The following is a 25,625-nucleotide window of genomic DNA, read 5'->3' as shown; positions in this document are numbered from 1 at the left end:
TCCCTGTTACTACGTTTGCGAACGGCCTGAAGGTGATAGCTGCATGCGCTTTCCCTCAGGCCCGGCAGTTTCATTCTGCCCGCTAAAATGTGATGTTCCGGATACAGAAGACCTGGGCAATGGTGCCAGTGCACTGCCCAGTAAAATGGCATAGAGGATCAGCCCTTCGATATTCCACAATGGCATGGTTGCCATATTCATAATTAAAAAGCCGACCATCGATGAAAACAGCAGCCAGGCGAAATGGCGATCTGCGCAACGAAAAGCCAGAATAAGAAACCGGCAAACCGCAAACACAAAAGCGCCTAATCCAAGAAGACCGTATTCATAGAGATACGACACGTAGGTATTGTGGGCATACTTCTTAAATACGCCGTTCCAGGATTCAGGACCCATTCCAATGAGTTGATTAATCCAGTCAGCACTGACAAAGGCATGTACATACTGGGCCCAGATATATACACGGGCAGAAAAAATATCTTTTTCCTTCTCAGTGTAGTACATCGGCGCTTTTAACAGATCCTGCCAACTGCTGAGGAACACGAAAATATCGGCAAACCGCTCCTGCATGGAATAAGAAAGTAGCAGGAAGCCCAGCCCCAGCCCTGCCAGAGCAAAAATAAAAAATACCGGCTTTTGCTTTTGCGGGATCCTGGATTCCAGGCTCGTAAACAGAAAAATAGCTGTCATAGGCAGGATAGCTAAAATTGAGGTACGGTAGTTTACTAACACCAGTAAAACGCAGCCCAGCGCAAACAGTGCCCCGCGGTATCGAATTACGGTAGGACTGAGCAATCCGGTGGTGAGAACGAAAGCCGCAATGATCATGGAAAACGCGGCTTCATGATTATACCCACCAATATAACTTGCTGAGCCGTCGGCTTCGGTGGCTTTGACTTCTCCCAGTAGCACAGAGAGTATTTGCAAAGTGACCGGCAAAAAGAAAACCATCAGAAATTTTTTCAGCGCGATGTCTTTGCCGGTGCTGCGGATAGCCAGAAACATTCCCCCAGCAATCACCAGGAAAAACACCCATTTAACTATCACATTGATGAGGCCAACGACTTCCCGGTTCATCAGACCACTGATGAGAATAACGGCAAGAAACACATAAATGGGGGCCAGGTTCTTGAGCCTGAAATAGTTGCCAGGTAGCAGCAACACGCCGACGCCTGCAATACCTATGGAAGCCAGCGCATTGATAGAGAAACCGGCGATAAGAGGATCGTAGGTTATGGTATGAAACGCAGAAAGCAAAAAACGCAACCATACAGCGACAATGACAAAAGCCAGATATTTGTTGCACTGTCGGCGAATGGTTCGGTAAATCAGGTAAGCGCTGAGAACGGCAACAACCAGCTTAACCAGCACGAACATAGGCATTGCCCTCTGGCGGTGTATCCGGGTAGATAGCGCTGATAATTTTATCTTTAAAAATAGTATTGCTGAAGTCGCGGGCTCTGGACGAGCTGCGGTACTGATACTCTTCCTGGTGAATATCATCGCTCATGTACTGCATGGCATCTGCTACGCCATTCACCTTATTGAGTTCACAGAGTGCCCCGTATTGTCCTGCGGTAAACCCTGTGACAGCGACAGGGTAGTCACCTGTCAGAATCTCTGCCGGGCCAGACTCGCAGTTCGTTGCCACTACAGGCCGTCCCAAACACATAGCTTCAACGATGGCGTTGGGGAATCCCTCGGCATTTGAGGTAGAGACAAAATACCGGGCTGCTTTCAGATACGGATAAGGATTGGCTTTGAATCCGGCGAAATGTACGCGGTTTGCGATACCCAGCGATCCGGCAAGCGCCTGCAACCGGTCGCGCTCAGCGCCCTGCCCCAGGATCAACAAGTCTTCGTCGATTTTCGCTTTGGCGTAAGCCCGGATCATCAGCGAAAAGTTTTTGTTAGGCACCAAACGTCCCGTACCAATAATATAAGGGCGTGACGGTAAGTCATCAGGGATGTCGTCAGCCAGCTTGTTAATGGTGGTAATGTCATAGGGATTGTAGACAGTATCAATTTTTCGCGCCGACACGCCAAACCGTCTGATCAGATCCGCTTTAACACCGGCGCTCACGGCGATGACTCTGTCTGCAAATGGGTAGCTGGCCCGTACCATCATTTTGCTGATTTTATCTTTAACACCACCGGAAAAATGGCTACTGGTGTTCACTCTTTCGCTGATGATACTGCGGTAACCTAACCGTTTAGCCAGAGCAATATTCAACATGTTTGCGCGTGTGAGAAAACTCACGCAGTATTCAGGCTGTAGTTTTTTCAGACGCTGCTGTAAAACCGAGTAGCCCTGCATCAGGCTGCCGTCGGTAAACAAGGTTTCTTTATTCACATAGTCCGGACAGGTGTGAGCCTCTTCGGCTTCGTCAAGCAACAGCAGGTACACCTCACGGTGTTGTTCACGAAACCATGACTCCATGATTGTCAGAAGCTTACACATCACGCCTTCTGCACCGCCGCCTTCAAGCGAGTTGATAATAAATACGGCAGGCTGAACTGGCGTCATGTTTCTATCCTTTAATGCGTGACTGCTGCTATCCCTGCTAACTCAGGGAGTGCCACAACGGTATTGTTGCGGAAAAATACGAACGGGTTCCGTTGACGGTAAACGTTTGCTGTTACTTTTTGTTATTCACCTTTTGTGCCATCGCAGCAAATTCGCTAATCATCAGGCACAGCAGGCGTTCGCGGTGCGAGAGCACCGTCAGGCGCAATTACTCGGCAAGCGAGGTGTCGCATTCAGGCAACAGCGTTGCGTAAGCTATACGCACTGGCATCACTATTGAATCCCGTTACGATACACCCTACGAGAGTTATCAGGCAGTAGCATGCCGGTTGGACAAGTCCGGTCAACCGCTGCCACTGTAAGTCCGCCTGTTTTTTATCCTCCATTTATCAACTGGACTTCGTTATCCAGTGCGAAAGCGACATTTCCGATACCGAAGGCTGGCTGTGCTTCTGCTGCTCACTATCTGCCAAGACATTACAATCTGCCAAGACATTACAACGAATGGCTCAGAGTCATGGTCTGTCGAATAAAATCTTCTCCACTGCACCATGCGCCAGTCGAAAAAATCCTTCACACCATGCCGACGGAGGTTGCCGACAGCTTCGCGGCCAAGCATTGATGAGTTTTCTGATTTTTAGGGGCTGTGGCGCGGTAATTTTTTGGGTTATAGCGCAGTATGACGCAGTGGTGTTAATGCCGCTGTCTTGTACTCAGTCTTAACTAAACGTACCTGGTCTCAGCACAAAAGGGCTGTTCGCATTATTCATCCTGCGAAGTAACAATCTTACCTGGCGTCTGCGTGAACAACTTATCAGCACGCGTTTCGGATATATGTTCTTTCACCATCTGGTACGCTTCGCCCATGTCGTTAGGCCGCCTCACATCGTCGTGCATGTCAGAGGCGACAATATCCACCTGATCCGCATCCAGCATCTGCAATGATAACGCCTGTACCTTGTCACCGAAGCGTCCGGTGATAGCACCGGCAGTCACCTGCAGCAAACACCCGAGGTTTCTCAACCACTGAATCTTGTCGGGCATCTTTATGACGTCGCGATTACGTTCAGGATGAGGAATAAGCGGCTGAATGCCGGACGCACTCAGCCATCTGAGAAGTTGATCCAGCCCGGCAGGAACATGGCTGTGTGGCATTTCCAGAAGTAACACTGGCTTGCCTTTCCACTTTCCGACAAACGGCAGGGCGTTTTCTGCCAGCCATTGCGGGATAATCTCTTTAATTCTGACTTCCCCGGCCCAGGACAGGGTAAGTGGCAGGTTCTCTGCTGCCACAGCGTCATTCAGCCTGCTATAGCCTTCCTCAATATTCGCACAGGTATTATCAAACACACCCCAATGAATATGCGGCGTACACACTACGTGGGTAACGCCGGCATCGACTGACTGCTTTGCCATGGTCAGTGACATTTTCATGCTTCTGGAACCATCATCAATTCCGGGAATGATATGGCTGTGAACATCAATCATGCAGGCTCTCTGACATCGTCACTCTGGTAGTTGTACTGGTCGTAGAAGCCACCGTAGCGCTCGGAAACGTCAGACTTACCGAGATCTACCTGATTCAACACTACGCCATCCACCCTGTGTCCTACTTGCAGGAAGCGACCCAGACCATTGAGGATCATTTTCTCACTGGTACTGTCAGCCCGAACCACATAAATCACAGAGTCGCAGGCTTTCGATACCACCATGGCATCTGAGACCGCCTGAGTGGGTGCGGTGTCTACGACAACATATTTATAATGCTTTTTAAGATAATTTATCAGCGCACGGAAGCCGTCTCCGGCCAGCAGTTCCTGCGGGTTTGACGGAATCGTGCCGGCTGAAATCAGATCCAGACCTGACTGCTCATCATGCACCAGACACTCTTCCAGTTTGTGAGTTCGCATAATCAGATTCGACAACCCGGGCTGGTAATTGGGCACCCCAAAACGCTTGCCTATCGTAGGCCGACGTAAATCCGCATCAATCAGGATCGCTTTATCCAGCTGCCCCAAGGCAAATGCAAGGTTAGTCGATACCGTCGTCTTCCCTTCTTTAGGTACACTGGAGGTGATAAGGATAGCCTGACTCTGTTTCTCAATGTTCATCAAAGACAAGCTGGTTCTTAATGTGCGAACGGCTTCACTGAAATGATGAAACTGGTTGTCGAAATAGGCCCGAAGCGGTAATTCTTCTTTGCGTTTTAATGCCAGTGTGGGAATAAGCCCTAACATTCTTTGTCCAAGTTTCTTCTCGACATCATCAACAGAGCGTACCCCGCTGTTAAGCGCTTCAAGAACAAAGGCGAGTAGTACGCCAAAGCCAAAGCTGGCAATAAACGCGGCACCAATAATCAGGGTTTTATTGGGTTTTGCAGGATTACCCGGCGGCACAGCAGGATCGAGAATACGTGCATTTGCCGACTTGAAGCCCCCCAGTTCGCTGGTTTCTTTAAGGCGGGTAAACATGGAATTATACATCTGCTGGTTAATATCGACGTCGCGCTGAAGCGCCCGACGGCGGTTTTCCAGGCTGGATAACGTACGGTATTCTGATTTTGCCTCTGCGACCTTCTCCTGCAGCGTAGATACTTTATTTTGCGAGGCCCGGTACTGCGTTGTGATACTGGATATCAGATCGCGGATCTGGGTCTGCAAGGTATCGCGTATAGAGCTTAATTCGGCGTTTGCCGCAATCATTTTCGGGTGTTTCGGACCGTACACTTTACTTAACTCGGAAACCCGGCTCAGCGCATCACCTTCCTGGCGGCGTACCGACTGTATATTGCTATGGTTGAGGACTTCTGGCAGCCTGGCTAGTGCGCTGTAGTCAGCGCCGCTGTTCTGGGTTTGCTGGTAGATTGTGCGATTCTGATTCAGTGTTGTCTGTGCATCACGCAACTGTTCGGTGAGCTCTTCGAGCTCTTCTGCAGCCAGACTTACGACGCCATTGTTCAGATTTACCAGTTGGTTTTCTTCATAAAAACGGGACAGCTCACGCTCGGCGGCATCCAGCTTTTCGCGCAACCCTTCCATACTTTCAGTTAAAAAAGACGTCGCTTTCGCTGTCATATCTACTTTGGCCTGAAGATAATTTTCTACGTATACATTGCCCATCGTATTAGCAATCGCCGCAGCCAGTTCAGGCGACTGGCTCATGGCGGTGATTTCGATAACCTGAGTGTTATTCACCAGTGAAATCGACAGGGCATTCATCAGGCGGTTGGTTGCTGCACGGATCCGCTTTTCCCGCTTTTGTTCTTCCGTAAGTGGCACTTTTTGTGCTGATGAATCTCCTTCGGGCAACAATGATGATATCCAGGATTTTGCCTTCGCCATCAACGCATTATCTTCAGTGGCTGGTGGCATAAAAGTGGCGTTATCGGCCAGCCCAAGCTCTTCCACTGCCATCCGGGCAACCTGACGGGAACTGATGATCTCATACTGCGTTTGCATGTAATCTTTTCGCGTCGTATCGGCGTTGTAGACTTCTTCAATTGACATCACGTTGGCAGGCTGAGATTCAATCAGCAACGTAGCCTTCGCAGAATACTGGGGTGTCATTTTCATTACGATGACGCCCACCAGCACAGTAAACACTACAGCCAGTAATATGATCCGGCCCGAGTAGCGCTTAAAAACCTGCCAGTAATGCGCAAAATCAATGGTTTCATCATCAAGCAGGTTTGCCTGAATCTGATCCCGCATTTTTATCGACATAAAGGATCCCTTTTGCAGTCGCGGTGAATCTGTAGCACTGCGATTAAATCAGAAAAAACGTTGTGGAATGGTAATAACATCTCCGGGCTGGATCAGAGCACCGACTTCAACCTCCATGGAAACAGGCTTGCCATTTTGCTCTCTGACCACCTGAATATCGCTACGCGATGCCCGCTCGGTATATCCTCCAGCCAACGCCACTGCCTTATTAACCGACAAGCCAGGTTGGTAGGGGTAACCTCCGGGTTGCTTTACCTCACCATCAATAAAGAACGGTCGATACTCAACAACCGTTACCGCTACCGAAGGATTGATCAGATAGTCGCCCTTTAGCCCTTCGTAAATCAGCTTTTCCACTTCTGAAAGTGTCATTCCCACCAGCTTAATTTCGCCCAGAAACGGGTAATTAATAATGCCTATATCCGGCAGACGGGTTTCCAGCGACAGATCATCTTCGCCAAAGACATTGATGTAGATTTTATCTCCCACGCCCAGCTGATAACTGCGCATGCTGCTATTTCCCTGTTGCGCTGCAGCACTCTGCGCGACAAGCATTAGCACGGTGAAAAGTAGTGTCAGTAGTCGAATTTTCATAATGTGACCCTCGCGGTCAGCCCCATAACATTGCGATCGTAGGTAACTCTATCGCGGTTGCTGTCACGCTCGCTGAACTGATAGTAAACCCCCAGCTGCAGCCAGCGACGAAACTGATAGTCGGCAGAAAGCAAGGCCCTTGTCGTATCATCCTCTCTGGGATCGACAAGTTGTGCCCCTTCATAATCTTCCTGCTCGTAGATCAGCTTCATGGTGGTCGAAAAGCGATTCAGCCAGGCATGCTTCCAACTAAGCCTGTAATCCTGTCCGCGAATGTAATCGCCTTCCCCGTTCGTTTCCCGTGTATCGGCGCTGGTAGATAATTCAAATTGTGAGTAACTGCGCGGTAGCCACTTCATGCCGACTTCCCAATCAACGCCAGTGAAGGTATCACGGGTGGGTGCCTCAAAGGACTTCTCTTTATAACCGACCTTGGCAAAACCGGTTGTCGACGCTGATGACTCCCATGATACACCTGCGAGCACACGGGTCTCGTCGCTATCTAACGGGTTTTCCGGGTTCGCCGCCACATCGTAATCAATCTGTTGGTGCGTAGCATCTAGCACCAAATGTGTACTACCTGCTACACGGTAGAGGAATTGCCCCCCTACTTTTTTATAACTTCTGTCGCGAATTTGATACGCCAACGCCCCGTTGTCATAATTGATTTCCTCGTATCCGGCATGTAAATCAATACGGCCCGGCGATGTCTCTGACCCGAACGAATAGGTTCCCGTAACTTCGGGGTTTTTATAAGTATCCACCGAGTCGAGTTCGCTACCAAAGCCGTTAGAGTAGCGCCGTCCACGCTCGTCATGCCCATCTTCGTACCGGGCCTTCGTCGTGAAGCGGTGCCGGCTGTTCATTTCAAACTTGCCGGTAACATGTGCAATATGATCGGTATAATTGTCAGCACTACTTGAAAAGTATTCACCGTGACGAAGCTGGTAACCCGCTTCAATACTATTATTACTAAACTTTGTCACCGCAGTGATTTGCGGGGAAATCACATTCACCCAACTGCTTATGCGGGGATTATCGTCGGCAGCGTACGTCACGTTGTCGATATACAGCATTTCTGTAGAAAATTCGGGAATAAGGTCGTAGCCATCCATTTCGATGCGGCCTGCCTGCTGCGCCAGCACCGGGCCTGTGCCAATCAGAAAGAGAGCCGTTACTCCGGAAATCCTCACAAACATAATATCTCCATGATGATGGTAAAATGTACAGATACTCTGTACAGATTATTGAGTGTCGTCGCTTTATAAAGGGAGGTGTTATGCGAAAAAGAATGTATCTCAGGGTAATTTCGCTACCTTTGTAATTTATTCATGCTATTTATATGCCAGAGATATCGCCGCCGCGTCTTTGGTAAAAACTGATCTTTTCAAACTCACACACGATAATGATTGAAAGTATATATTTGACGCCGCCAGTAATATCTTGTCATAGAAATATAAATAGCTCTTATTGCATTACGTTTTCTGCCTGCCGCATTCCAAAAAGATGCGAATAAACCTGTAGTCGGAATCTTTTTTCAGGGCCTCCTGTAAAACTGGAATATTTGTTGCTGTGTTCTTTGTGTGCAGCAGTTCCATTTTTTCTTTTCATGTGAAATATCATCAAACCAAATGGACTTCTGGTTTACCACTCGGAGCGAATGAAACATGAAATTCAATTTATTGCAGAGTCAGGCGTTATCCAGCAACCCTTCTCCCTCAGATGAGGCGAGCAATGTAACTGGTTATTATCAAAGTAGTTTTTCGACCATTTATCGCCTGATAGATCTTTCTTTTATTACCCTGTGTTTCTACATCGCGGCTTTCTATTACGATGTTGAAATCACCACGTCAGGATTGATACTCCTGTTTACTCATGTGGTATGTTTCCAGCTCAGCGCTGAAGCCATGGATCTTTACCGTTCCTGGCGTAGCAATCATACGACAGCGTTACTTCGCTGTTCGGCGATAACCTGGCTGATAAGCTGTGTTGTCACACTTACAGTGGGGTATTTCTTTGCACACAGTCTGACACTGTCGCCAGCCATGGTGCTGGTGTGGTTTGGGACGTCTTTCATTTTTCTGCTTAGCTGGCGAATGGCTATGCGGCAGGTACTGTTTAAGGTGCGTAAGAATGGCATGAACACACGTTCAGCCATTATCGTTGGTGCGACGCAAGTTGGCTACAACATGGCATTACAGATGATGAATAACGATCATCTTGGGATCCGTTTCGATGGCATTTATGATGATCGTCCGGAAGACCGGCTGCCGCATGAATTCCAGCAGCAGGTAAAAGGCAGCATTGACGAAGCAATTGATCTCGCCAAGCGTCATAAGGTTGATTACATCTATATCGCGCTGCCAACAGCAGCTGAAAGCCGGATAAAAAGTATTCTGGAAAAGTGTAGTGATACTACAGCGAACGTGTACATTATTCCGAACTTCTTCATGTATACACTGCTTAACTCACGCTGGCAGACCGTTGGGAGCGTGCAGGCACTTAGTGTTTATGACACACCTTTTCAGGGTGCAAACGATGTGCTGAAGCGGATTGAAGACATTGTGGTCAGCTCGATCATCCTGTGTATTCTCGCTATTCCTATGTTGTGTATAGGCATCGCGGTACGCATGACATCGCCGGGCCCCGCTATCTTCAAACAGAAACGCTATGGCCTGGATGGAAAGGAAATCAAGGTATATAAGTTCCGCTCTATGTCGACACAGGACAATGGCAACGTAGTGAAACAAGCGACGAAAAACGATCCCCGTATCACCAAACTGGGAGCATTTCTGCGTCGTACGTCGCTGGATGAACTACCTCAGTTTATTAATGTTTTACAGGGAAGAATGTCGATTGTTGGTCCGCGTCCACATGCAGTAGCGCACAATGAGGAATACAGACAACTCATCACTGGCTACATGTTGAGACACAAGATCCGCCCTGGAATTACCGGCTGGGCGCAGGTTAATGGTCTGCGCGGTGAAACGGAAACCGTGAACAAAATGGTACAACGGGTTGAGTATGACCTCGATTACATGCACCGGTGGTCTGTCTGGTTTGATTTAAAAATTATATTAATGACTGTTGTTGGCGGATTTTCCGGAAAAAATGCGTACTAACTTTTTGCCAGTTTAATTTAATAACGGATTAACACATTGCAATATGTAGTAAAAAGGCGCCATTAAACAGGCGCCTTTTTAAATTTAACATTATGATAACAATTTCGTTTTTATTAAGAATATTGATTGATAACCTTTGCTGCAGAATTTAAAAAATCTGCAGCTATTACCTGCGCTTTCAGACCTTATAAAAGAAATGCCAGCCAGTCGATCCCTTTACGGCGGCTCAGGTCCAGCTCCTGATATTTCTCCACATGTTCTTCGCTGTCACCAATAATCTGGTCATTGACCGTCAGCCAGCAATGTACTGACTCCTGCCCCATCCGGCTTCGAACTCCGAAATGCAAAACTGCCAGTACGCCTTCTTTTCTTAAGATCTCACGAGCGACCACACACCGACGCAGACAATTTAATATGAACAGGTGATTATCCGCAGCTTTATGCACAACGTGGCAGACAGCGTTAGGATCGACTGGAGTGTCATTGGAGACAACCAGGTCTTTAGCCGGCGAGACTACATCGTCCCGCCAGGCCTCATAGCCCCGAAGCTTAATAGTGACATGCCACTTGGCAAGGCTAAACCAGGCGCGTAGAAACCACGCCAGCTTCTGGCCTGCAGGCTGCGACCGATATGAATTACCCAATGACCAATTCGCTCCAAAAAACCAGTAAGTAACTAAATTCAATAACATACTCTAACATCTTTTCACGCAGCAAGCCGTGATATTCACCGCATTGTCCCTGTGCAGCAGAATCTGATGTCAATAAGATTATGCTATGCCTCTGACGCCATGCCGGCATAGCTGGTGTATCGTGCATAACAGCATGTTTCGAGCCATTACTCTGTCAGAGCACACCTTTATCTTATTGTCGTCACGTATCGCATAGATTAAGGAGCAGAGAGCGATTTCACACTTCTCATCAAAGTCAGATGAGCTCCGTTGCATTCTTTTCTCTGCTATCGGTCTGAAAAATCTTGGAAAGGTGTAAATACAAACCTTTTTCCATTGTCTGTTTTTTCAGCATTTCGGAGTGTATCAACCTTACTATTCAATTTAGGTATATTTGTTCATATTTTATACTAATATCGACTGACAACTCTCCCGCTTGCGTGCAATCTGGCATGACAGCTATGGGAACAAAAAATATTACAACGACGTTGTATATTTGGGGGGGCGGGGAAAGGTTAAAAACGCGCGACGGGCAGAACCCCGACGCGCGATATACTATCAGAAATTGTATACGCGGGCAGAAGACAACAATGCTGAGGCATTGATTTTTTCCTGCACACAGGACTTCACTTTTTCTTTACTGAACACATATATTCTGTCTTCCATATCACCGTTGTCATCGCGCATAAACTGCTCCAGTACAAAGCTGATATGTTCGTTATCAGGCAGTCCACGCAAGCCCGAACCAAAGCGACACAGCGTATCTCCTATACTGCCTTCAAAGTTTGCCAGAAATTGCTTGTAGGCTTTTTCCTGCGCTTCCCGTTGTGCTTCAAGTCTGGCCTGCTGCTCCTCCTCCATTTTCGACGCGTATTTTTCCAGTTCTTTTTCCTGGCTGTCCAGTTGTGCTAACTCTTTCGACACCTCTTTAAGTTCATCTTTGATCGAATCGCCGCGCTCTTTACCTGCCTGTCGAAGCTCGAACTCAAGATCACGGGTGCGTCGTTCCAGCTCGCGACGCTCCCATTCGAGCTCGCGTTCGCGACTTCGCATCTCGCGGATCTGATCATTCGATTCGTGAAAAATTTCAGCCAGGCGCTGACCGGCCTCCTCCATTTCTTCTGCAACCACTTCCCACTCTTCTTCAAACTCGATTTCAAACTGACTGTCGCCATCAATAATGGTGACCGGAGGCATGGGTGCTTCAGGAACGTGACCGAAAATATTGCTGAGGCTGAAACCTGAGGTCGAATTGCGCACACTGACTGAGAACACAACGCCCTGCCCGGCCAGGTAGGTACTGTCGAGGCTACGATACCGCAACCCTTTTCGCGGCGAGCTCTGTTTTAATGCCGTATCAATGACTCCCGACATAATTTCGAGCTCTTTATTTAAGGTTTTCATCTTTTCAGTCGCTGCATCGACAGGGACTGAAGTCAAAAGGGTGCTAATCACGGTGGCGGCTAAAAGGGTCTTCATAATAATGTCCTGCCTTTATTCATCATCTGTTAGGTTAGGGGTAACCAGTGGCGGCACTGAGCTGTACCCAGCTTCCAGCGCACTGATTTCCTGTTGTAGGTTGTTAATTTGCCGGGCATAGAAACGTTGGTCGTCACTACGCTGTTCGTTGATAAACTTCACCAGCTCGGCAAAATCCTCCCGCCGCTCCTGTCGGCTTGAACTGAGCAAATACTGGGTAAGTTCAGCACTGTTTTTCTGCTGCTGAGTGCTGAGCGCGTCAACGTACTGAGTAAACAGTGCCTGGTTTGATTGTTGATAGTCGGTGATTTTCCTGTCCATCATCGCGGCAATTTCCTGTTGGTCAGGCGCATCGCTGAAGCCCATCGACAGTCGACCGTCGGCAACATCCACTCTGAAGCCACTGACAACCATAACCATCGCCAGCGCTGACATAGCCATTGATGCCATTGGCAGGCCCTGCCATTGCCACCAGCGTGAACGCTCGGGTGTAATAAAGGTACTTTCCCGGTCCCACGCTGGCACCGGCACCTCTTCAAACTGTTCGGCCATCATCGTCATCGTGTTGGCGCTTTCTACACGTTGAGCAAATGCCTCGTCGTGGACACAAAGTGATTCAAACTCCTGACGTTCACTCTCTGAAAGCGAGTTTTCCAGCCACTTGGCCAACAGGTGTTCATGATTTGGGTTATGCATTTTCTACCTCCAGCTCGAGCTTCAGTTTTGACAGCGCACTATAAAGTCGCGACTTCACCGTATTGGCTGATAAGCCAAGCTGCTCTGCTATCTCATCAAACGTAAACTGCCCAAAGAATTTGAGTTCGACTACCGCTTTTTGCGCCAGGGGTAGACGTTGCATTGCCTGCATAAGATTCTCACTGGCGCGGTCACGGAAATATCCGCTTTCCGGGCAATGCTGATCACACTCGGGTTCGGGCGTATCATCAAGACCCTGTTCAGGTCGTTTTCGCCGATAAAACTCAATACATCGAAAGTGTGCTACACGAAACAACCAGCCTTTAAAGCTGCCTTCGCCACGGTAATTCCCCAGACTGCGGTAAACAGAGACAAAAATATCCTGCATTAAATCCGCAGCATCATGAGTGTTGCCCGTCATCCGGATACCATAGTGGTATATCTGACTTTCGTATCGTTTTATCAGCGCGAGCCAGGCACGGCGGTTTCCCTTTAATGCCTGGCTGATAAGTTGTTCATCGCGCTTTTCAAACACTGTGCGTCCCCGCTGATTATTATCATTTTTTGCACGCTTCCCGACATTGCCTGCTACGAAACATTCATGTCGGGGGTGCTTTGACTATATAGTCGGGAGCCGGATTAAAAAAGTTTGGAAATTTTCTACTTTTTTATTTCAGGGTAGGAATGGGTAACAGTGGAGATAATACTTCGCCGATTCTTCGGAATAGTTGCATCCGCGTTGTGCCCGAACGCCAGACCAGTCCAATCTCCCTGTAGGCCTGTTTTTCGGCAGCAAAAGCATTGAGTTCAGTGTGTTCCAGAATTTTCTGATTGAGCGCGAGTTCAGGTAAAAAGGTGTAACCCAGTTTACTGTTCGCCAGTTGCACCAGTGTGTAGAGACTGCTGGCGGCAAGACTACTTACCTGATCACTGTGCTGCAGATTACAGGCACTTACTGCATGACCTGTCATGCAATGCTCCTGCTGCAACAAGAAAATACTTTTTTTCGGCAGGGATGCGATATCCAGCGGATCGGGTAACTTGCTGGCAAGATCGTTATGTGCAACCAGATGGAAGGGGTCGTGCCCCAGCACCATTTGTTTGCAGCCCGGTGTTTCCATGGGCAACGCCAGGATCAACAGATCCAGTTTGCCATCGGTTAACTGCTGAAGCAGGTGCTCAGTGGTATCTTCCTGAAGCTCCAGTGCAATATCCGGCAAAAAGGCGTTAAAAGCGCCTATCATACCTTCGAACAAAAATGGCGCGATGGTGGGAATGACACCCAATTTTAGCTTGCCACGCTGCCAGTTTCCCGCGTTTTGCGCAAACTCCACCAGCTCTCCCGCTTCCTGAAGCAGGATCTTACTTCGCTCTACCACATCCAGCCCGAGCGAGGTAAATACAAAGGTTTTATGCTCCCGTTCAAGCAATTGACTACCGAAATGCTCCTCCAGATTCTGAATTGCGGTGCTTAGCGTTGACTGGCTGACATTGCATCGCTGTGCAGCACGATGGAAATGTTGCTCCTGATGTAGCGTTACCAGATAGTGAAGGTGTTTAAGATTGGGCCACTTCATATCACAACCTAATAGATTAAAAATAACAATTTCAATCTATCATAATGATTAACAGTGTATCAAGCAGCTTCCTTGGATAGTTGTTGCTGAGAAAGTAAATACAGTCGCGTCATGATTTTGAAACGCTTATCAGTTTAACTGGTCTTATCCTAGTCGATGGTTGACTTGTGTCTGCATGCAGGCTTAGGGTGACAAAAAGTCTACTTATTGATTATCATTAATCGGTTAACCATATACAGGTATCTATGGAATGAAAGGTCACTACCGCAATATTCTTTGTGTACTCTACGACACTCACAAGCAGGATGAGGTGGTTGCTCAGGCAATTCATGTTGCCAAGAGCCATCAGGCTGAACTGACAATTTTGCTGGCGCTGGAGTCGTTACCACCCAACGCAAATATCATTATGGAATCATTCTCCATGATTGATGCAGAACAGTCGATGAATTCGGCCGCCGAATCCTGGTTAGAGGAACAAAGTAAATCCTGGCAGGAGAAGTATCCTGTGAAGTGTGTCGCCCGCTTCGGACATCCGTTCATGGAAGCGATGAAAAAAGTGGTTAACGACGAACACGATTTAGTAATTAAGCTCTCCGAAACCACTATTATGGACAAGCTGTTCGGTAGCGATGATTTGCATTTATTGCGCAAATGCCCGTGCCCGGTTTGGATTATTCATCGTGGCAATTCCCGCCAGTACAGCAATGTCGTGGCAGCGCTAGACTTAAATTACCACTATCCAGAACACGAAATTTCCGTTCGTCGTCAGCTGAATCTGGACATCCTGCGCCATGCAGCAGAAATTGCCTTGCTTGAGTTTTCACAGCTTCATATTGTTCATGTGTTTGATTCTGTGCCCGAGCATATCCTACGCGGAGAATTTATCAGCGTTGATGAAGATGCAATGCAAACGGATCTCTCAGCTATCCACAAAGAGCGAGATCTCGAGTTGGATCGCCTGCTTGCTGAACTGGAAGCAGAACGCGAAAGTGGTGTGCTGGATTACCTCAAGCCAGAGCGCCACCTGGTTCATGGCTATCCTCGCCGGGAAATTGCTGCAACAGCAACATCATTGAGTGCAGATGTCGTGGTGATGGGTACGGTAGCGAGGCTTGGTGTGCCTGGCTTTATCATGGGCGGAACCGCGGAGGAGACCATCCATCAACTGGATTGTGCCATCGTAGGCATTAAACCAGAGGGCTTCGTGACGCCGATTAAAGTCGACTGACGCTATGCTTCAACGCTGGCAGCCGTGTCGGCGCTATCACGGCATAGCAGATCTATTGGCGGAGATGGCTATGGCGATACCGTAGTGCGGCTGAAAAAGCGTATTCGTCGCCAACAACAGAAACAAAAAAGCCGGGCAGGAGCCCGGCTTTTTTCATCGTGTGCTTATCTTAGACTACACCGAATAGCCCTTTCAGCATAAAGAAGAAAATTATCGAAAGAAACGCGCCAGCAGGTAAAGTAATCACCCACGACACCACGATATTGCGCACAATACCAAGGTTCAGAGCCGACACACCTCGAGCCAGACCAACACCTAAGACCGCACCAACCAGCGTTTGCGTGGTTGAGATTGGCAGGCCCGTTCCGGATGCAATAACCACAGTACAGGCAGCGGCTAATTCAGCTGCAAATCCACGACTTGGCGTAAGGTGCGTAATCCCCTGCCCTATGGTTTTAATAACACGGTGACCGAATAACGCCAGACCTGCCACAATACCCAGGCCGCCTAAAGGCAGGATCCAGGGAGCAAGTTCTGAACTCGTGGAAATCTGGCCACCCGAAGAGACGACGCTAACCACCGCTGCAAGCGGGCCAATGGCATTAGCCACATCATTAGAACCGTGCGCAAACGCCATACAACATGCCGTAACTACCATCAGCAACGCGAACACTTTTTCAACATTCGCGGTTTGTATGTCTGCGTTATCGTTACTGTTAAAGTTCATTTTACCAATCAGTAACTTGCCGAGAAAACCAAGGGCTATGGAAATACCAATAGCAAGCAAATAGCCGTTGAGTTCACTGAGCTCAAGGCCAACATGCTTAAGGCCTTTCTTTATGGTAACCAGCGACATCACGAAGCCGGCCATTGCCATATAGAAAGGAACGTAACGCTTGGCATTGGCAAATGGCTTGTCAGTGCTGAAGATTAGCTTGTGCGCGCTCATAAAAATGAGATACGCAATGATACCTGATATGGCAGGAGTCACTATCCAACTGCCGACAATGCCGCCGACTTTACCCCACGATACCGCATCGAAACTGACACCGACGGCCGTAAAACCAACAATGGCACCGATAATAGAATGCGTAGTTGAGACCGGCCAGCCAAGCCAGGACGCCAGTGCCAGCCAGATACCCGCCGCCAGCAGCGACGATATCATTCCCAGCACAAGGTACTCAGGTATATCTGTGAAGTAAGACGCGTCAATGATCCCTTTGCGGATGGTTGAGGTTACCTCACCACCTGCCAGGTACGCGCCAGCGAACTCAAAGACCATTGCGATAAGAATCGCCTGCTTGATTGTCAGAGCCTTAGAGCCCACTGAGGTGCCCATGGCGTTAGCTACGTCATTTGCCCCGATACCCCAGGCCATAACAAATCCGACAACACCAGCAAGGATGATCAGAATCAGGCCATAACTTTCAAAAAAATCCACGAATTATCGCTCCTGAATTAATCGCGTCACAAAACAGACGTCAACGTTTCCCGGCAGGGAATTAAAGTAACAGCGACCGATTCTTCGATCACAGCTGACAATACTACTTTGCATTTGCATGTATAGTTTTTGTGCGAATATCATCTCAATTGCGGCGCATAATAACGTAATCGATGCGCCTGCCATAGAGGAAAATAGACGAAATTATATAAACTTTAGCAATCTCTCGACAGAACGCTGAATTTAACCGCAATTGTTTCAGTTTTATGACAACTGTTCCAGTTTCTGCTGCATAGACTCAAGCGGTGTGTGTCTCATATCTTTGCCATGTGTGAGATATACCACGTATTCACAGACATTTTTGCAACGATCGCCTATACGTTCCAAAGAACGTAATGCCCACAGTACCTCCAGCCAGTCCTGCATATCTTCCTTAGTTCTCTCCATCTCTGACGTAGTGAACTTAAGCAGTTTTTTATACTCACTGTCGATTAAATTATCTTTATCATACATTTCCAGCGCTTCTGCCTCATTCTGACGAGCGAACGCATCGAACGTGCCACGCATCATGGCAGCAACCCGCTCACCAATTACCAGCATGCTGCTGATAATGGCTTCAGAAGGCGGCAATTTATTCTTTGTCACCAGCCGCGCGATCCGCTCTATTTCGTCCCCCATCCGCTCAATATCGGTAATGGTTTTAGAGATTGTCATAATCAAACGGAGGTCACTGGCGGTAGGATGACGTTTTGCAATAATTCGCAGGCACTCTTCATCTATCTGAATTTCCATAGAGTTCACTTTCAGATCATTCAGAATGACCTTTTCTGCCAAGCCAGCATTATTGTGTTTTATCGCTTTTAACGTGTTAATTAGCTGCTGTTCGACCTCGCCACCCATGGTCAGAACAGAGTTACGAAGGTTTTCCAGCTCGATGTTGAACTTGCCGGATATGTGAGTATTTATCGCAACCTGTCTCATAACGCCCTCTTAGCAGAAAAGTCAGCCGTAACGCCCGGTGATATAGTCTTCAGTTTGTTTTTTGTCTGGCATGGTAAATAAAGTGTCACTATCAGTGTACTCAATTAACTGTCCCTGATGTAAAAAAGCCGTGTAATCGGATACTCGCGCGGCTTGCTGCATATTGTGGGTGACGATGACAATGGTGCAGCGTTTCTTTAATTCAGCCATCAACTCTTCGATAAATAACGTTGTTAGCGGATCCAGTGCCGACGTCGGTTCATCCAGTAATAATATATCCGGCTTTAACGCCAGCGCTCTGGCAATCACCAGGCGTTGCTGCTGACCGCCGGACAGAATGTGTGCGGGCTCAAATAAACGATCTTTTACTTCCTCCCACAAGGCAGCATCCCGCAATGACTGTTCCACCGCGTCATCCAGTTGACGGCGAACGCGGATCCCTTGTAACCGCAATCCATAGCTGACGTTGTCGTAAATGCTCATCGGAAAAGGGTTCGGGCGTTGGAACACCATGCCCACTTGAGTGCGTAAACGGGATACATTTTCCTTGGCGTGGTTAATGTCTCTGCCATCAATAATAATACTGCCCTGTGAGCGGCAGCCAGAATACAAATCGTTTAAGCGATTAAATGCACTAATCAGGGTGGACTTACCACACCCACTCTGCCCGATAAGCGATGTGATACGGTTTTTTGGAATACGCATCGAAATATCATGCAGCACCTGCTTTTGCCCAAACCACAAATTTAGGGCCTGCACATCAATGGCAGTATCCTGATCGGCGAGGTTACCGACGTCCAGAGTTTCATGTTCAAACAGCTTCAGCATAGGTCCTCGTTAAAGCAAGTAACGTTTGCGTAACCGTGTACGCAGGATGACGGCCAGAATATTCAGCACAAACACTACCACCAGCAGGAGCAGACAGGCCGCAAACATCATTGACGACCCTTTTGCGTCAGTCTGACTATGAAACGCACCATCGTAGATTAACACACCCAAATGCATAAACTGACGGTCTAAATGCAGATACGGAAACTCACCATCAATGGGCAGGTTAGGCGCAAATTTTACCGCCCCCACCAGCATCAATGGCGCTACCTCGCCGGCAGCGCGGGCTATAGCCAGGATCACGCCAGTCATTATTCCCGGAGATGCGATAGGCAGGATGGTGTACAACACCGTTTCGGCTTTGGTTGCGCCCAACGCATAACTACCGGCTTTCAGTCCGTCGGGTACGCGCCGTAAGCCCTCTTCTGTGGCTACAATTACTACCGGCAACGTCAGAATCGCCATCGTTAGTGCTGCCCAGAACACGCCTGGCGTTCCCATCGTCGGTGACGGCAGGTGATCAGCAAAAAACAAGTCATCCAGACTGCCACCCAGCGTATAAACGAAAAAACCAAGACCAAAAACGCCGTAAACGATAGAAGGCACCCCGGCCATGTTACTTACGCTTACCCGGATCGCCGCAGTAAAACCATTGTCAGGAGCATACTCACTGAGGTAGACCGCTGCCAGTACGCCAAATGGTGTGACGATAATGGTCATAAGAAAAACCATTAAAACAGTGCCAAATAAGGCCGGAAACACACCGCCAGAAGTATTTGCCTGCTTAGGCGACTCCGTGAGAAACGTACCTATGCTGCTCAGAGCCATCGCCCACTTTTCCCACAGCGATTGGCTGCTCACAAAATAAAAGCTGTCAATGTCAGACAGAGGCAACTGCCAGCTCGCCCCACTGGCAAACACCACTTTCATCTGAAACGCATCGCGACGTTGCTCCAGAAGAATAATTTCGGACTGCCACCTGTCAAATGACGCATTGAGGTTCAGCCGCGCCGGAGCATCTGCATCTACATTGCGTACGTCCAGCTCTGCCAGTTTCTGATGGATATCAGATAGCCAGGTTTCTCTTATGTCTTCTATTTTTGCCGTCAGGGCATGCACCTTTTCCTGCACGGACGCATACTCTGACACCGGAATGTCTGCGCTTTCCGCTGATGTCAGGTATACCGGCTCAGCAAGTACAGCGCGGCCATCGGTAAGGTTAATTTGCGCGCTTTCCGGCGCCAGCTTCTTCGCAATTACATCCGGTGCTTCAACCAGCGTTTTCGCACCATAGGGAGAGTTTTCATCAGAGTAATCGACCTGCCATACCTTTTCACCGGACGAGTCGGTACGCTGTCGCTGCTGTGCATAAACGGTTTTCTGTTTATTCTGCAACTGATCGTAAAACGTCAGTTCATAAACCGGTGTCGGCCAGAAGTAAGCCCCGCCCCGCACCAGAATTAACAACAATATACTTAACAGCGCAATCAATAACAGGCTCGCCAGGAAGGCGGTCGCGCTGATGACGAAAGACTGTCGTTGCGACGAGCTGAGCAACCTGTTCACACTAGTCATAATACGCGTTCCTTCTTAACCGCTGTCGCAACAATTCAGCAAGCGTATTTACCACGAAGGTGAAACCAAACAAGATACAGGCGGTGAAGAACAGTATCTGATAATGGGCACTGGACACATCCGCTTCAGGCAACTCAATGGTGAGGTTAGCAGTAAGTGCCCGCAAACCTTCCAGCAGACTCCAGCTCGACACCGGTGTATTTCCGGTCACCATCAGCACTATCATCGTTTCACCAAACGCCCGGCCAAAACCCAGCATAATGGAGGCAAGTATACCCGGCAAAGCAACATGAAGGACCACATGCGCCAGCGTTTGAAGTCGGGTTGCTCCCAGCGCAAAGGACGCATGCTTAAGACTGTCAGGCACACCACTGATGGCATCTTCTGCCAGAGAATAAATACTGGGTGATATGGCGACACCGAGGGCAATCGCAACAACGATGGTGGTTTTGCCAATCGGACTATCCGATTCTGTTGCGAGGCCCGCAATCCCCTGCGTATCAAATAAGGCGTAAAGAAATGTCGGTGCCCACGCCATGCTGATGTAGCCAAGGACAATGATGCCGACAAAGGTGAAAAGGAGCTCAGAGCCATGCCGCCACTTGCGAGGCAGATGGCGTGCTACGCGTCGCTGAAACAAGGCAACAACGAACAGGATCACCGGCACTGTAATTAAGAAAAAAGCAAACGAAAACAAGAACTGCTCAGCCAATGGCGCCAGCCAGATTGCAGCAATAAAACCAATCAGCACACTGGGGACGGCTTCCAACATTTCTATTGCAGGCTTTAAAAAATGTCGCAAGCGACTGCGAGCGAAATAGCCGGTATATATCGCTGCCCCTATCGACATGGGTAGCGCAATAAGTAAGGCCAGCACGGATGCCTTGGCACTGCCTATCAGCAACGGCACGAGACTGTATTTGGCCTCTTGATAATCGGACGCGCTGGTAGTTTGCCAGACAGTGCCGGGTTCCGGATACCCTTCATAAACCTGAGGCGCAAACAGCGAGTTCCACGTGGTAACCCCTGAAATATGATTCACTTTCCACGCCAGCAACTGGGTGTCTGATACTGCGTAGATACGGTCACCATACCAACTAATATCTGTCACCCCTTGAGGAAGTAAGTAGTCACTAACAACCTCACCGCTAACGCGGTTTATAAATAACAGGCGGTGCTCAGATGTCAGTAGCGCCATGGCATTTGTGCTGGCATGTACCGCAATATCAAGCGGACGCTCTGCATCACGTAAAGGAATCTGGTAGGTAGGCATATACACCAGCTTTCCCTGCTGATTTCTCAATGTCCAGCGAGTCAGAACACCATTGGCATCGGCCAGCATCAGTGAGCGTTGCTTAGGCAACGCGTACCACCAGGTTATCGGAGAGGCTATTATCTGTGTTCCAGTTTCGCCATTGCGAAGTGACTGGAACACAAGTCGGTCAGGCTTAATCACCAGAGTTTGCATTGCGTCACCCAATGGCACGACTTCATCGCTGGCATCAAATACCTGATCGATGCGTTCAGTGGGCTGATGACGGTTAACCCACCGCAGCAGCTTTTGCTTGCCATCCGCGATGCCGACGATGGCCCAATTCTCCGACAGCCACGACTGCCACTTTGTCTTCGACTGCCACATCGCCACAGGAAGCGAAAACGACACCATGGCCTGATCATTTTCCAGCGTGCGGCTACCCACAGTCTGTACCGCTTCAAAATTGACTCCTGGAAGTGGGATGCTGCGGGAAGGGATCAGGCGGGCCTGCCCGCGTATCGAAATATCGGTAATGATATTTTGTCCGGCACTTTCCATCACGCTCAGGGCATGGGAGCACGGGCGGGTATATTGTGTAACCTCGTTAAGCTCGCCATCCGCCACCTGAAAAAAGCTTAACTGACACTGGCCATCCGACAGGATCAACGGCTGGCTTTCCAGCGCATCATCCGTGGCCAGCACTTTATACCCAGCCGGCAGGGGGATATTCGCTTCACGCTCGATGGCTGGCACCAGCGCCAACGGTAAAGCCTGAGAAATCAGATGCGTAATCAGCACCACCAGCGTGACCAGTACCAGTGCACCAAAGCCGGTAACAGTATATCTTACCGCTTTGTCCCGGCGGCTGCGCTGCTGGTTTTTCATTTCGCTCTGGGAATTCATTGTTCCATAAGACAAATTGGTGCAAATTGCTCTGGTGAGCAGTGTATTGTGTGTTACTTTTATATCAAGTGAAAGTTATTCGTATATCAAGTGAAAGTTATTCAATAACTGTCCTGAATTTCGCTGAGCATCAATAAGGCAACATTACCTGGATTGTTGCCATAAAACAGGAGCGACGTATGCAACCTCTCGTCATTACGATAATGGGAAAAGACAAACCCGGCCTGGTCGACTCGCTCGCCCGCTGTGTCTATCAACATGGGGGCAACTGGCAGGGTTCAAGTTTCGCGCACATGGCTGGTATGTTTACCGGCTTTGTCGAAGTCCATGTACCGGCTGATGCTCACAAAGCGCTCGTCGAGGCATTGGATTCTCTGGATGGCTTATCCGTACAGTATGTCTCAGTGACTGACGCCTCAGCGCAAAGTGGTAATTATTTCGATGTTGAAATTATGGGCAATGATAAACCAGGCATTGTTCAGGAACTTACCAGCATTCTAAATCAGTTTAACCTCAACATTCTCAGCTTTGATTCACGGTGTGAGAGCGCCCCAAATTGGGGGAGTCTGATGTTCAAAGCACATGCAAGAATAGTAGTACCTGATAATTTTGATGAAGGGGCGCTTAAAGACGCGCTTGAGGCACAGGCAAACGATCTCGTCGTCGATATCAGTGCAGCAGATGCTTAATAAACGCACGTATCCTAAAACCGGCGTACGCAGGAAAGTGCGGCCTAATCTGTTTTCTTCAGGCCTGCCAGCTGCACGTTCTTCGTATGCCATGCAATATTGTTAATTGAACTACTGTGGCTCTAACGCTTGTCGCGAAGGTAATTGTCACAGTATTGTCACGGTAAAATGGCAGGCTTTCAGCATTTTTGACAAGTGAAAATCACAACCTATGGATAGCACAGAATTATACTTCCCCAAAGAGCTTAGCTGGCTTTCATTTAACGAGCGTGTACTTCAGGAAGCTGCAGATAAAAATAACCCTGCCGTTGAGCGTATCCGCTTTCTGGGCATCTACTCAAACAACCTGGATGAGTTCTTCCGTGTAAGAGCGGCCGATGTAAAACGCCAGATTACGATTGCGCAGAATGATGACAACGATGCCGAAGCCGAGGCACTTATTAGTTTGCTGGAGCAAATTCAGCAAAAAGTGGTTCATCTGTCTGAAAAGTTCGACAGCATCCACAAAGACGTACTGAAAGCCCTGGCGCGTTACAATATTCATATCCTGCGCAAAGACATGCTTAACGATTATCACAGGACGTGGTTACGCAACCTTTTCGTCAATAAGGTGCTGCGTCATATCGCCCCCATTCTGATTGATAAAAAGACCGACCTGCTGAGCCGGCTTAATGGTACATCGGTCTATCTGTATGTTGCTATCCGGCGGGAAGGCCGGAATCCGCGTTTCGCAGTTGTGCAGGTGCCGACCAGCGAAATGTCACGCTTTGTCCTGATCCCACCTGAAGGTAGTCGCAAGAAAAAACAAATCGTATTGCTTGATGACATTATTCAGTTATGTCTGGCGGATATTTTCCGTGGATTTGTAAAATTCGATACGTTGGAAGCATTCTCTTTCAAGATGACGCGTGACTCTGAGTACTCCATTAACGATGAAATTGATGAGAGTTACGTTGAGAAAATGTCTGAGAGCATGAAACAGCGCCTCATCGCTGAGCCGGTGCGGGTGATCTACGATACCGCCATGCCCAAAGACATGGTTAATGACCTGCGTAAACGGCTAAAAATCACCTCACTGGACACCATGCACGCAGCGGGTCATTACCGCAACTTCAAGGACTTCATCGGCTTCCCGAATGTTGGTCGTGATTATCTTGAACACAATAAACTTCCGGCTATCGACACCAAAAAATTCTCCAGTTACAACACGGTGTTTGATGCCATTTCGGCCCATGACATTTTGCTCCACTACCCGTACCACCGCTTTTTGCACTTTACCGAGTTTGTTCGCCAGGCCGCCTTCGATCCCAGCGTAAAAATGATCCGCATTAATATTTATCGGGTGGCCAGTAATTCGCGCATCATTAATTCACTCATCGATGCAGTGGATAACGGCAAAAAAGTCACCGTAGTTGTAGAGATACGGGCGCGCTTCGACGAAGAAGCCAATATTGAGTGGTCAAAACGCATGACCGATGCGGGTATTCGGGTGGTGCTCGGTGTACCGACGCTGAAAATTCACAGTAAACTGTGCCTGGTGACCCGCGAAGAGCGCGGCTCGCTAATCAACTACGCCCATTTTGGTACCGGAAACTTCAACGAAAAAACCGCAAAAATCTACACCGACTTTTCGCTTTTCACCCGCAACCAAGAATTGGCAAATGAAGCCGTCTCGGTGTTTGATTTAATTCAGTATCCGTATCGACGATACAAGTTTCAGCATCTGCAAATCTCTCCTCTGAACGCGAGAACCAAAATTCAGTCGTTGATTCGTCAGGAAATACAACACCTCAAAGAAGGCCATAAAGCAGCCATTACCTTTAAAATTAACAACCTCGTCGACAAAGAGTTAATTGACGATTTATACCGCGCCAGTCAGGCCGGTATTAAAATTCGTGGCATTGTACGTGGCATGTGCTCACTGGTGACAGGTTTGAAAGGCATCAGTGAGAATATTGAAATTCTGTCTATTGTAGATCGTTTTCTGGAACACCCCAGAGCAATGGTGTTTGAAGGCGGTGGTGAGCGTAAAGTTTTCATCTCATCAGCAGACTGGATGACGAGGAATATGGACAACCGCATTGAGGTAGGTTGCCCGATTTATGACAAAAACCTGCAGCAACAAATTGTGGATATTCTCGAGATGCAATTTCAGGATACATTAAAAGCACGGGTTATTGACAAGGATCAGGCTAATCGGTACGTTCGCAGAGGGAATCGCAAGAAGCTTCGGTCGCAAGTCGAAATCTACGATTACCTGAAAAAATTAGAAGAAACCTATTAACGGTTAGCGGTTGGGACGGTTCACCACGACGTCTGGCGGATTTTTGTGTCCGC

At 48.4% G+C, this 25,625-nt stretch carries 20 protein-coding genes; 4 read left to right on the top strand and 16 right to left on the bottom strand.

All coding sequences use genetic code 11. The features are described 5' to 3' along the window. Positions 1 to 9 precede the first annotated feature (9 nt). From JKP77_RS05745 to JKP77_RS05720, 6 genes are all read right to left on the bottom strand, one after another. Positions 10 to 1,377 (bottom strand): O-antigen ligase family protein, encoded by a 1,368-nt coding sequence (locus JKP77_RS05745; RefSeq protein WP_218310253.1) that lies wholly within the window; start codon positions 1,375 to 1,377, stop codon positions 10 to 12. Beyond that, complete coding sequence (locus JKP77_RS05740; RefSeq protein ID WP_218310252.1) at positions 1,361 to 2,527, bottom strand: glycosyltransferase; 1,167 nt, start codon at positions 2,525 to 2,527, stop codon at positions 1,361 to 1,363. The genes JKP77_RS05745 and JKP77_RS05740 overlap by 17 nt, the downstream gene beginning before the upstream one ends. Before the next feature lie 762 nt (positions 2,528 to 3,289). Further along, entirely contained in the window at positions 3,290 to 4,015 is a 726-nt protein-coding gene (locus JKP77_RS05735) for a tyrosine-protein phosphatase (protein ID WP_218310251.1), read from the bottom strand. Continuing rightward, on the bottom strand, positions 4,012 to 6,249 hold the full coding sequence (locus JKP77_RS05730) for a GumC family protein (RefSeq protein WP_218310250.1): 2,238 nt from the start codon (positions 6,247 to 6,249) through the stop codon (positions 4,012 to 4,014). Before JKP77_RS05730 ends, JKP77_RS05735 begins: the two co-directional genes overlap by 4 nt. Before the next feature lie 48 nt (positions 6,250 to 6,297). Next, positions 6,298 to 6,843, bottom strand: coding sequence for a polysaccharide biosynthesis/export family protein (locus tag JKP77_RS05725; protein WP_218310249.1), 546 nt, complete (start codon positions 6,841 to 6,843; stop codon positions 6,298 to 6,300). Then, positions 6,840 to 8,042 (bottom strand): outer membrane beta-barrel protein, encoded by a 1,203-nt coding sequence (locus tag JKP77_RS05720; RefSeq protein ID WP_218310248.1) that lies wholly within the window; start codon positions 8,040 to 8,042, stop codon positions 6,840 to 6,842. Before JKP77_RS05720 ends, JKP77_RS05725 begins: the two co-directional genes overlap by 4 nt. Before the next feature lie 468 nt (positions 8,043 to 8,510). On the opposite strand from JKP77_RS05720, the gene JKP77_RS05715 reads away from it, so the two are divergent. After that, on the top strand, positions 8,511 to 9,965 hold the full coding sequence (locus JKP77_RS05715; protein WP_218310247.1) for an undecaprenyl-phosphate glucose phosphotransferase: 1,455 nt from the start codon (positions 8,511 to 8,513) through the stop codon (positions 9,963 to 9,965). Positions 9,966 to 10,150: 185 nt separating this feature from the next. On the opposite strand, the gene JKP77_RS05710 is transcribed toward JKP77_RS05715, so the two are convergent. The 5 genes from JKP77_RS05710 to JKP77_RS05690 all read right to left on the bottom strand — a co-directional run bounded on the left by JKP77_RS05710 (position 10,151) and on the right by JKP77_RS05690 (position 14,388). After that, a complete protein-coding gene (locus tag JKP77_RS05710) occupies positions 10,151 to 10,657 on the bottom strand; it encodes a lasso peptide biosynthesis B2 protein (protein ID WP_218310246.1) in 507 nt (168 codons plus the stop codon). A 537-nt stretch (positions 10,658 to 11,194) separates the two neighbouring features. Beyond that, positions 11,195 to 12,115 carry a hypothetical protein gene (locus JKP77_RS05705; protein WP_218310245.1) on the bottom strand — a complete coding sequence of 307 codons (921 nt, stop codon included), beginning with the start codon at positions 12,113 to 12,115 and terminating at the stop codon, positions 11,195 to 11,197. A gap of 15 nt (positions 12,116 to 12,130) precedes the next feature. Further along, complete coding sequence (locus tag JKP77_RS05700; protein ID WP_218310244.1) at positions 12,131 to 12,811, bottom strand: hypothetical protein; 681 nt, start codon at positions 12,809 to 12,811, stop codon at positions 12,131 to 12,133. After that, on the bottom strand, positions 12,804 to 13,346 hold the full coding sequence (locus JKP77_RS05695) for an RNA polymerase sigma factor (protein ID WP_218310243.1): 543 nt from the start codon (positions 13,344 to 13,346) through the stop codon (positions 12,804 to 12,806). The genes JKP77_RS05700 and JKP77_RS05695 overlap by 8 nt, the downstream gene beginning before the upstream one ends. A 133-nt stretch (positions 13,347 to 13,479) precedes the next feature. Beyond that, positions 13,480 to 14,388: a hydrogen peroxide-inducible genes activator gene (locus tag JKP77_RS05690; RefSeq protein WP_218310242.1), complete on the bottom strand. Its 909-nt coding sequence runs from the start codon at positions 14,386 to 14,388 to the stop codon at positions 13,480 to 13,482. Between the two features lie 250 nt (positions 14,389 to 14,638). Between JKP77_RS05690 and JKP77_RS05685 the strand changes: the two genes are divergently transcribed. Next, positions 14,639 to 15,616, top strand: a complete 978-nt coding sequence (locus JKP77_RS05685; protein WP_218310241.1) for a universal stress protein — start codon at positions 14,639 to 14,641, stop codon at positions 15,614 to 15,616. A gap of 169 nt (positions 15,617 to 15,785) precedes the next feature. Here the strand turns inward: JKP77_RS05685 and JKP77_RS05680 are convergent, their stop codons facing one another. From JKP77_RS05680 to JKP77_RS05660, 5 genes are all read right to left on the bottom strand, one after another. After that, entirely contained in the window at positions 15,786 to 17,057 is a 1,272-nt protein-coding gene (locus JKP77_RS05680) for an inorganic phosphate transporter (RefSeq protein ID WP_218310240.1), read from the bottom strand. Between the two features lie 264 nt (positions 17,058 to 17,321). Beyond that, complete coding sequence (phoU, locus tag JKP77_RS05675; RefSeq protein ID WP_218310239.1) at positions 17,322 to 18,038, bottom strand: phosphate signaling complex protein PhoU; 717 nt, start codon at positions 18,036 to 18,038, stop codon at positions 17,322 to 17,324. A gap of 21 nt (positions 18,039 to 18,059) precedes the next feature. Then, positions 18,060 to 18,866, bottom strand: a complete 807-nt coding sequence (gene pstB, locus JKP77_RS05670; RefSeq protein WP_218310238.1) for a phosphate ABC transporter ATP-binding protein PstB — start codon at positions 18,864 to 18,866, stop codon at positions 18,060 to 18,062. 9 nt (positions 18,867 to 18,875) lie between these two features. Further along, the gene (gene pstA, locus JKP77_RS05665; RefSeq protein WP_218310237.1) at positions 18,876 to 20,441 is read right to left on the bottom strand and encodes a phosphate ABC transporter permease PstA; all 1,566 of its coding nucleotides are present in this window, start codon (positions 20,439 to 20,441) and stop codon (positions 18,876 to 18,878) included. Then, positions 20,434 to 22,581, bottom strand: coding sequence for an ABC transporter permease subunit (locus JKP77_RS05660; RefSeq protein WP_246601090.1), 2,148 nt, complete (start codon positions 22,579 to 22,581; stop codon positions 20,434 to 20,436). Before JKP77_RS05660 ends, pstA begins: the two co-directional genes overlap by 8 nt. Before the next feature lie 197 nt (positions 22,582 to 22,778). On the opposite strand from JKP77_RS05660, the gene JKP77_RS05655 reads away from it, so the two are divergent. Both JKP77_RS05655 and ppk1 read left to right on the top strand, forming a co-directional pair. Further along, complete coding sequence (locus JKP77_RS05655) at positions 22,779 to 23,288, top strand: glycine cleavage system transcriptional repressor (RefSeq protein WP_218310235.1); 510 nt, start codon at positions 22,779 to 22,781, stop codon at positions 23,286 to 23,288. A gap of 211 nt (positions 23,289 to 23,499) precedes the next feature. Beyond that, positions 23,500 to 25,572, top strand: a complete 2,073-nt coding sequence (gene ppk1 / locus JKP77_RS05650) for a polyphosphate kinase 1 (RefSeq protein ID WP_218310234.1) — start codon at positions 23,500 to 23,502, stop codon at positions 25,570 to 25,572. Positions 25,573 to 25,625 lie beyond the last annotated feature (53 nt).

The organism is Alteromonas antoniana (assembly GCF_019249295.1).
Lineage (GTDB): Bacteria > Pseudomonadota > Gammaproteobacteria > Enterobacterales > Alteromonadaceae > Alteromonas > Alteromonas antoniana.
This window is presented reverse-complemented; position numbering and strand designations above follow the sequence as displayed.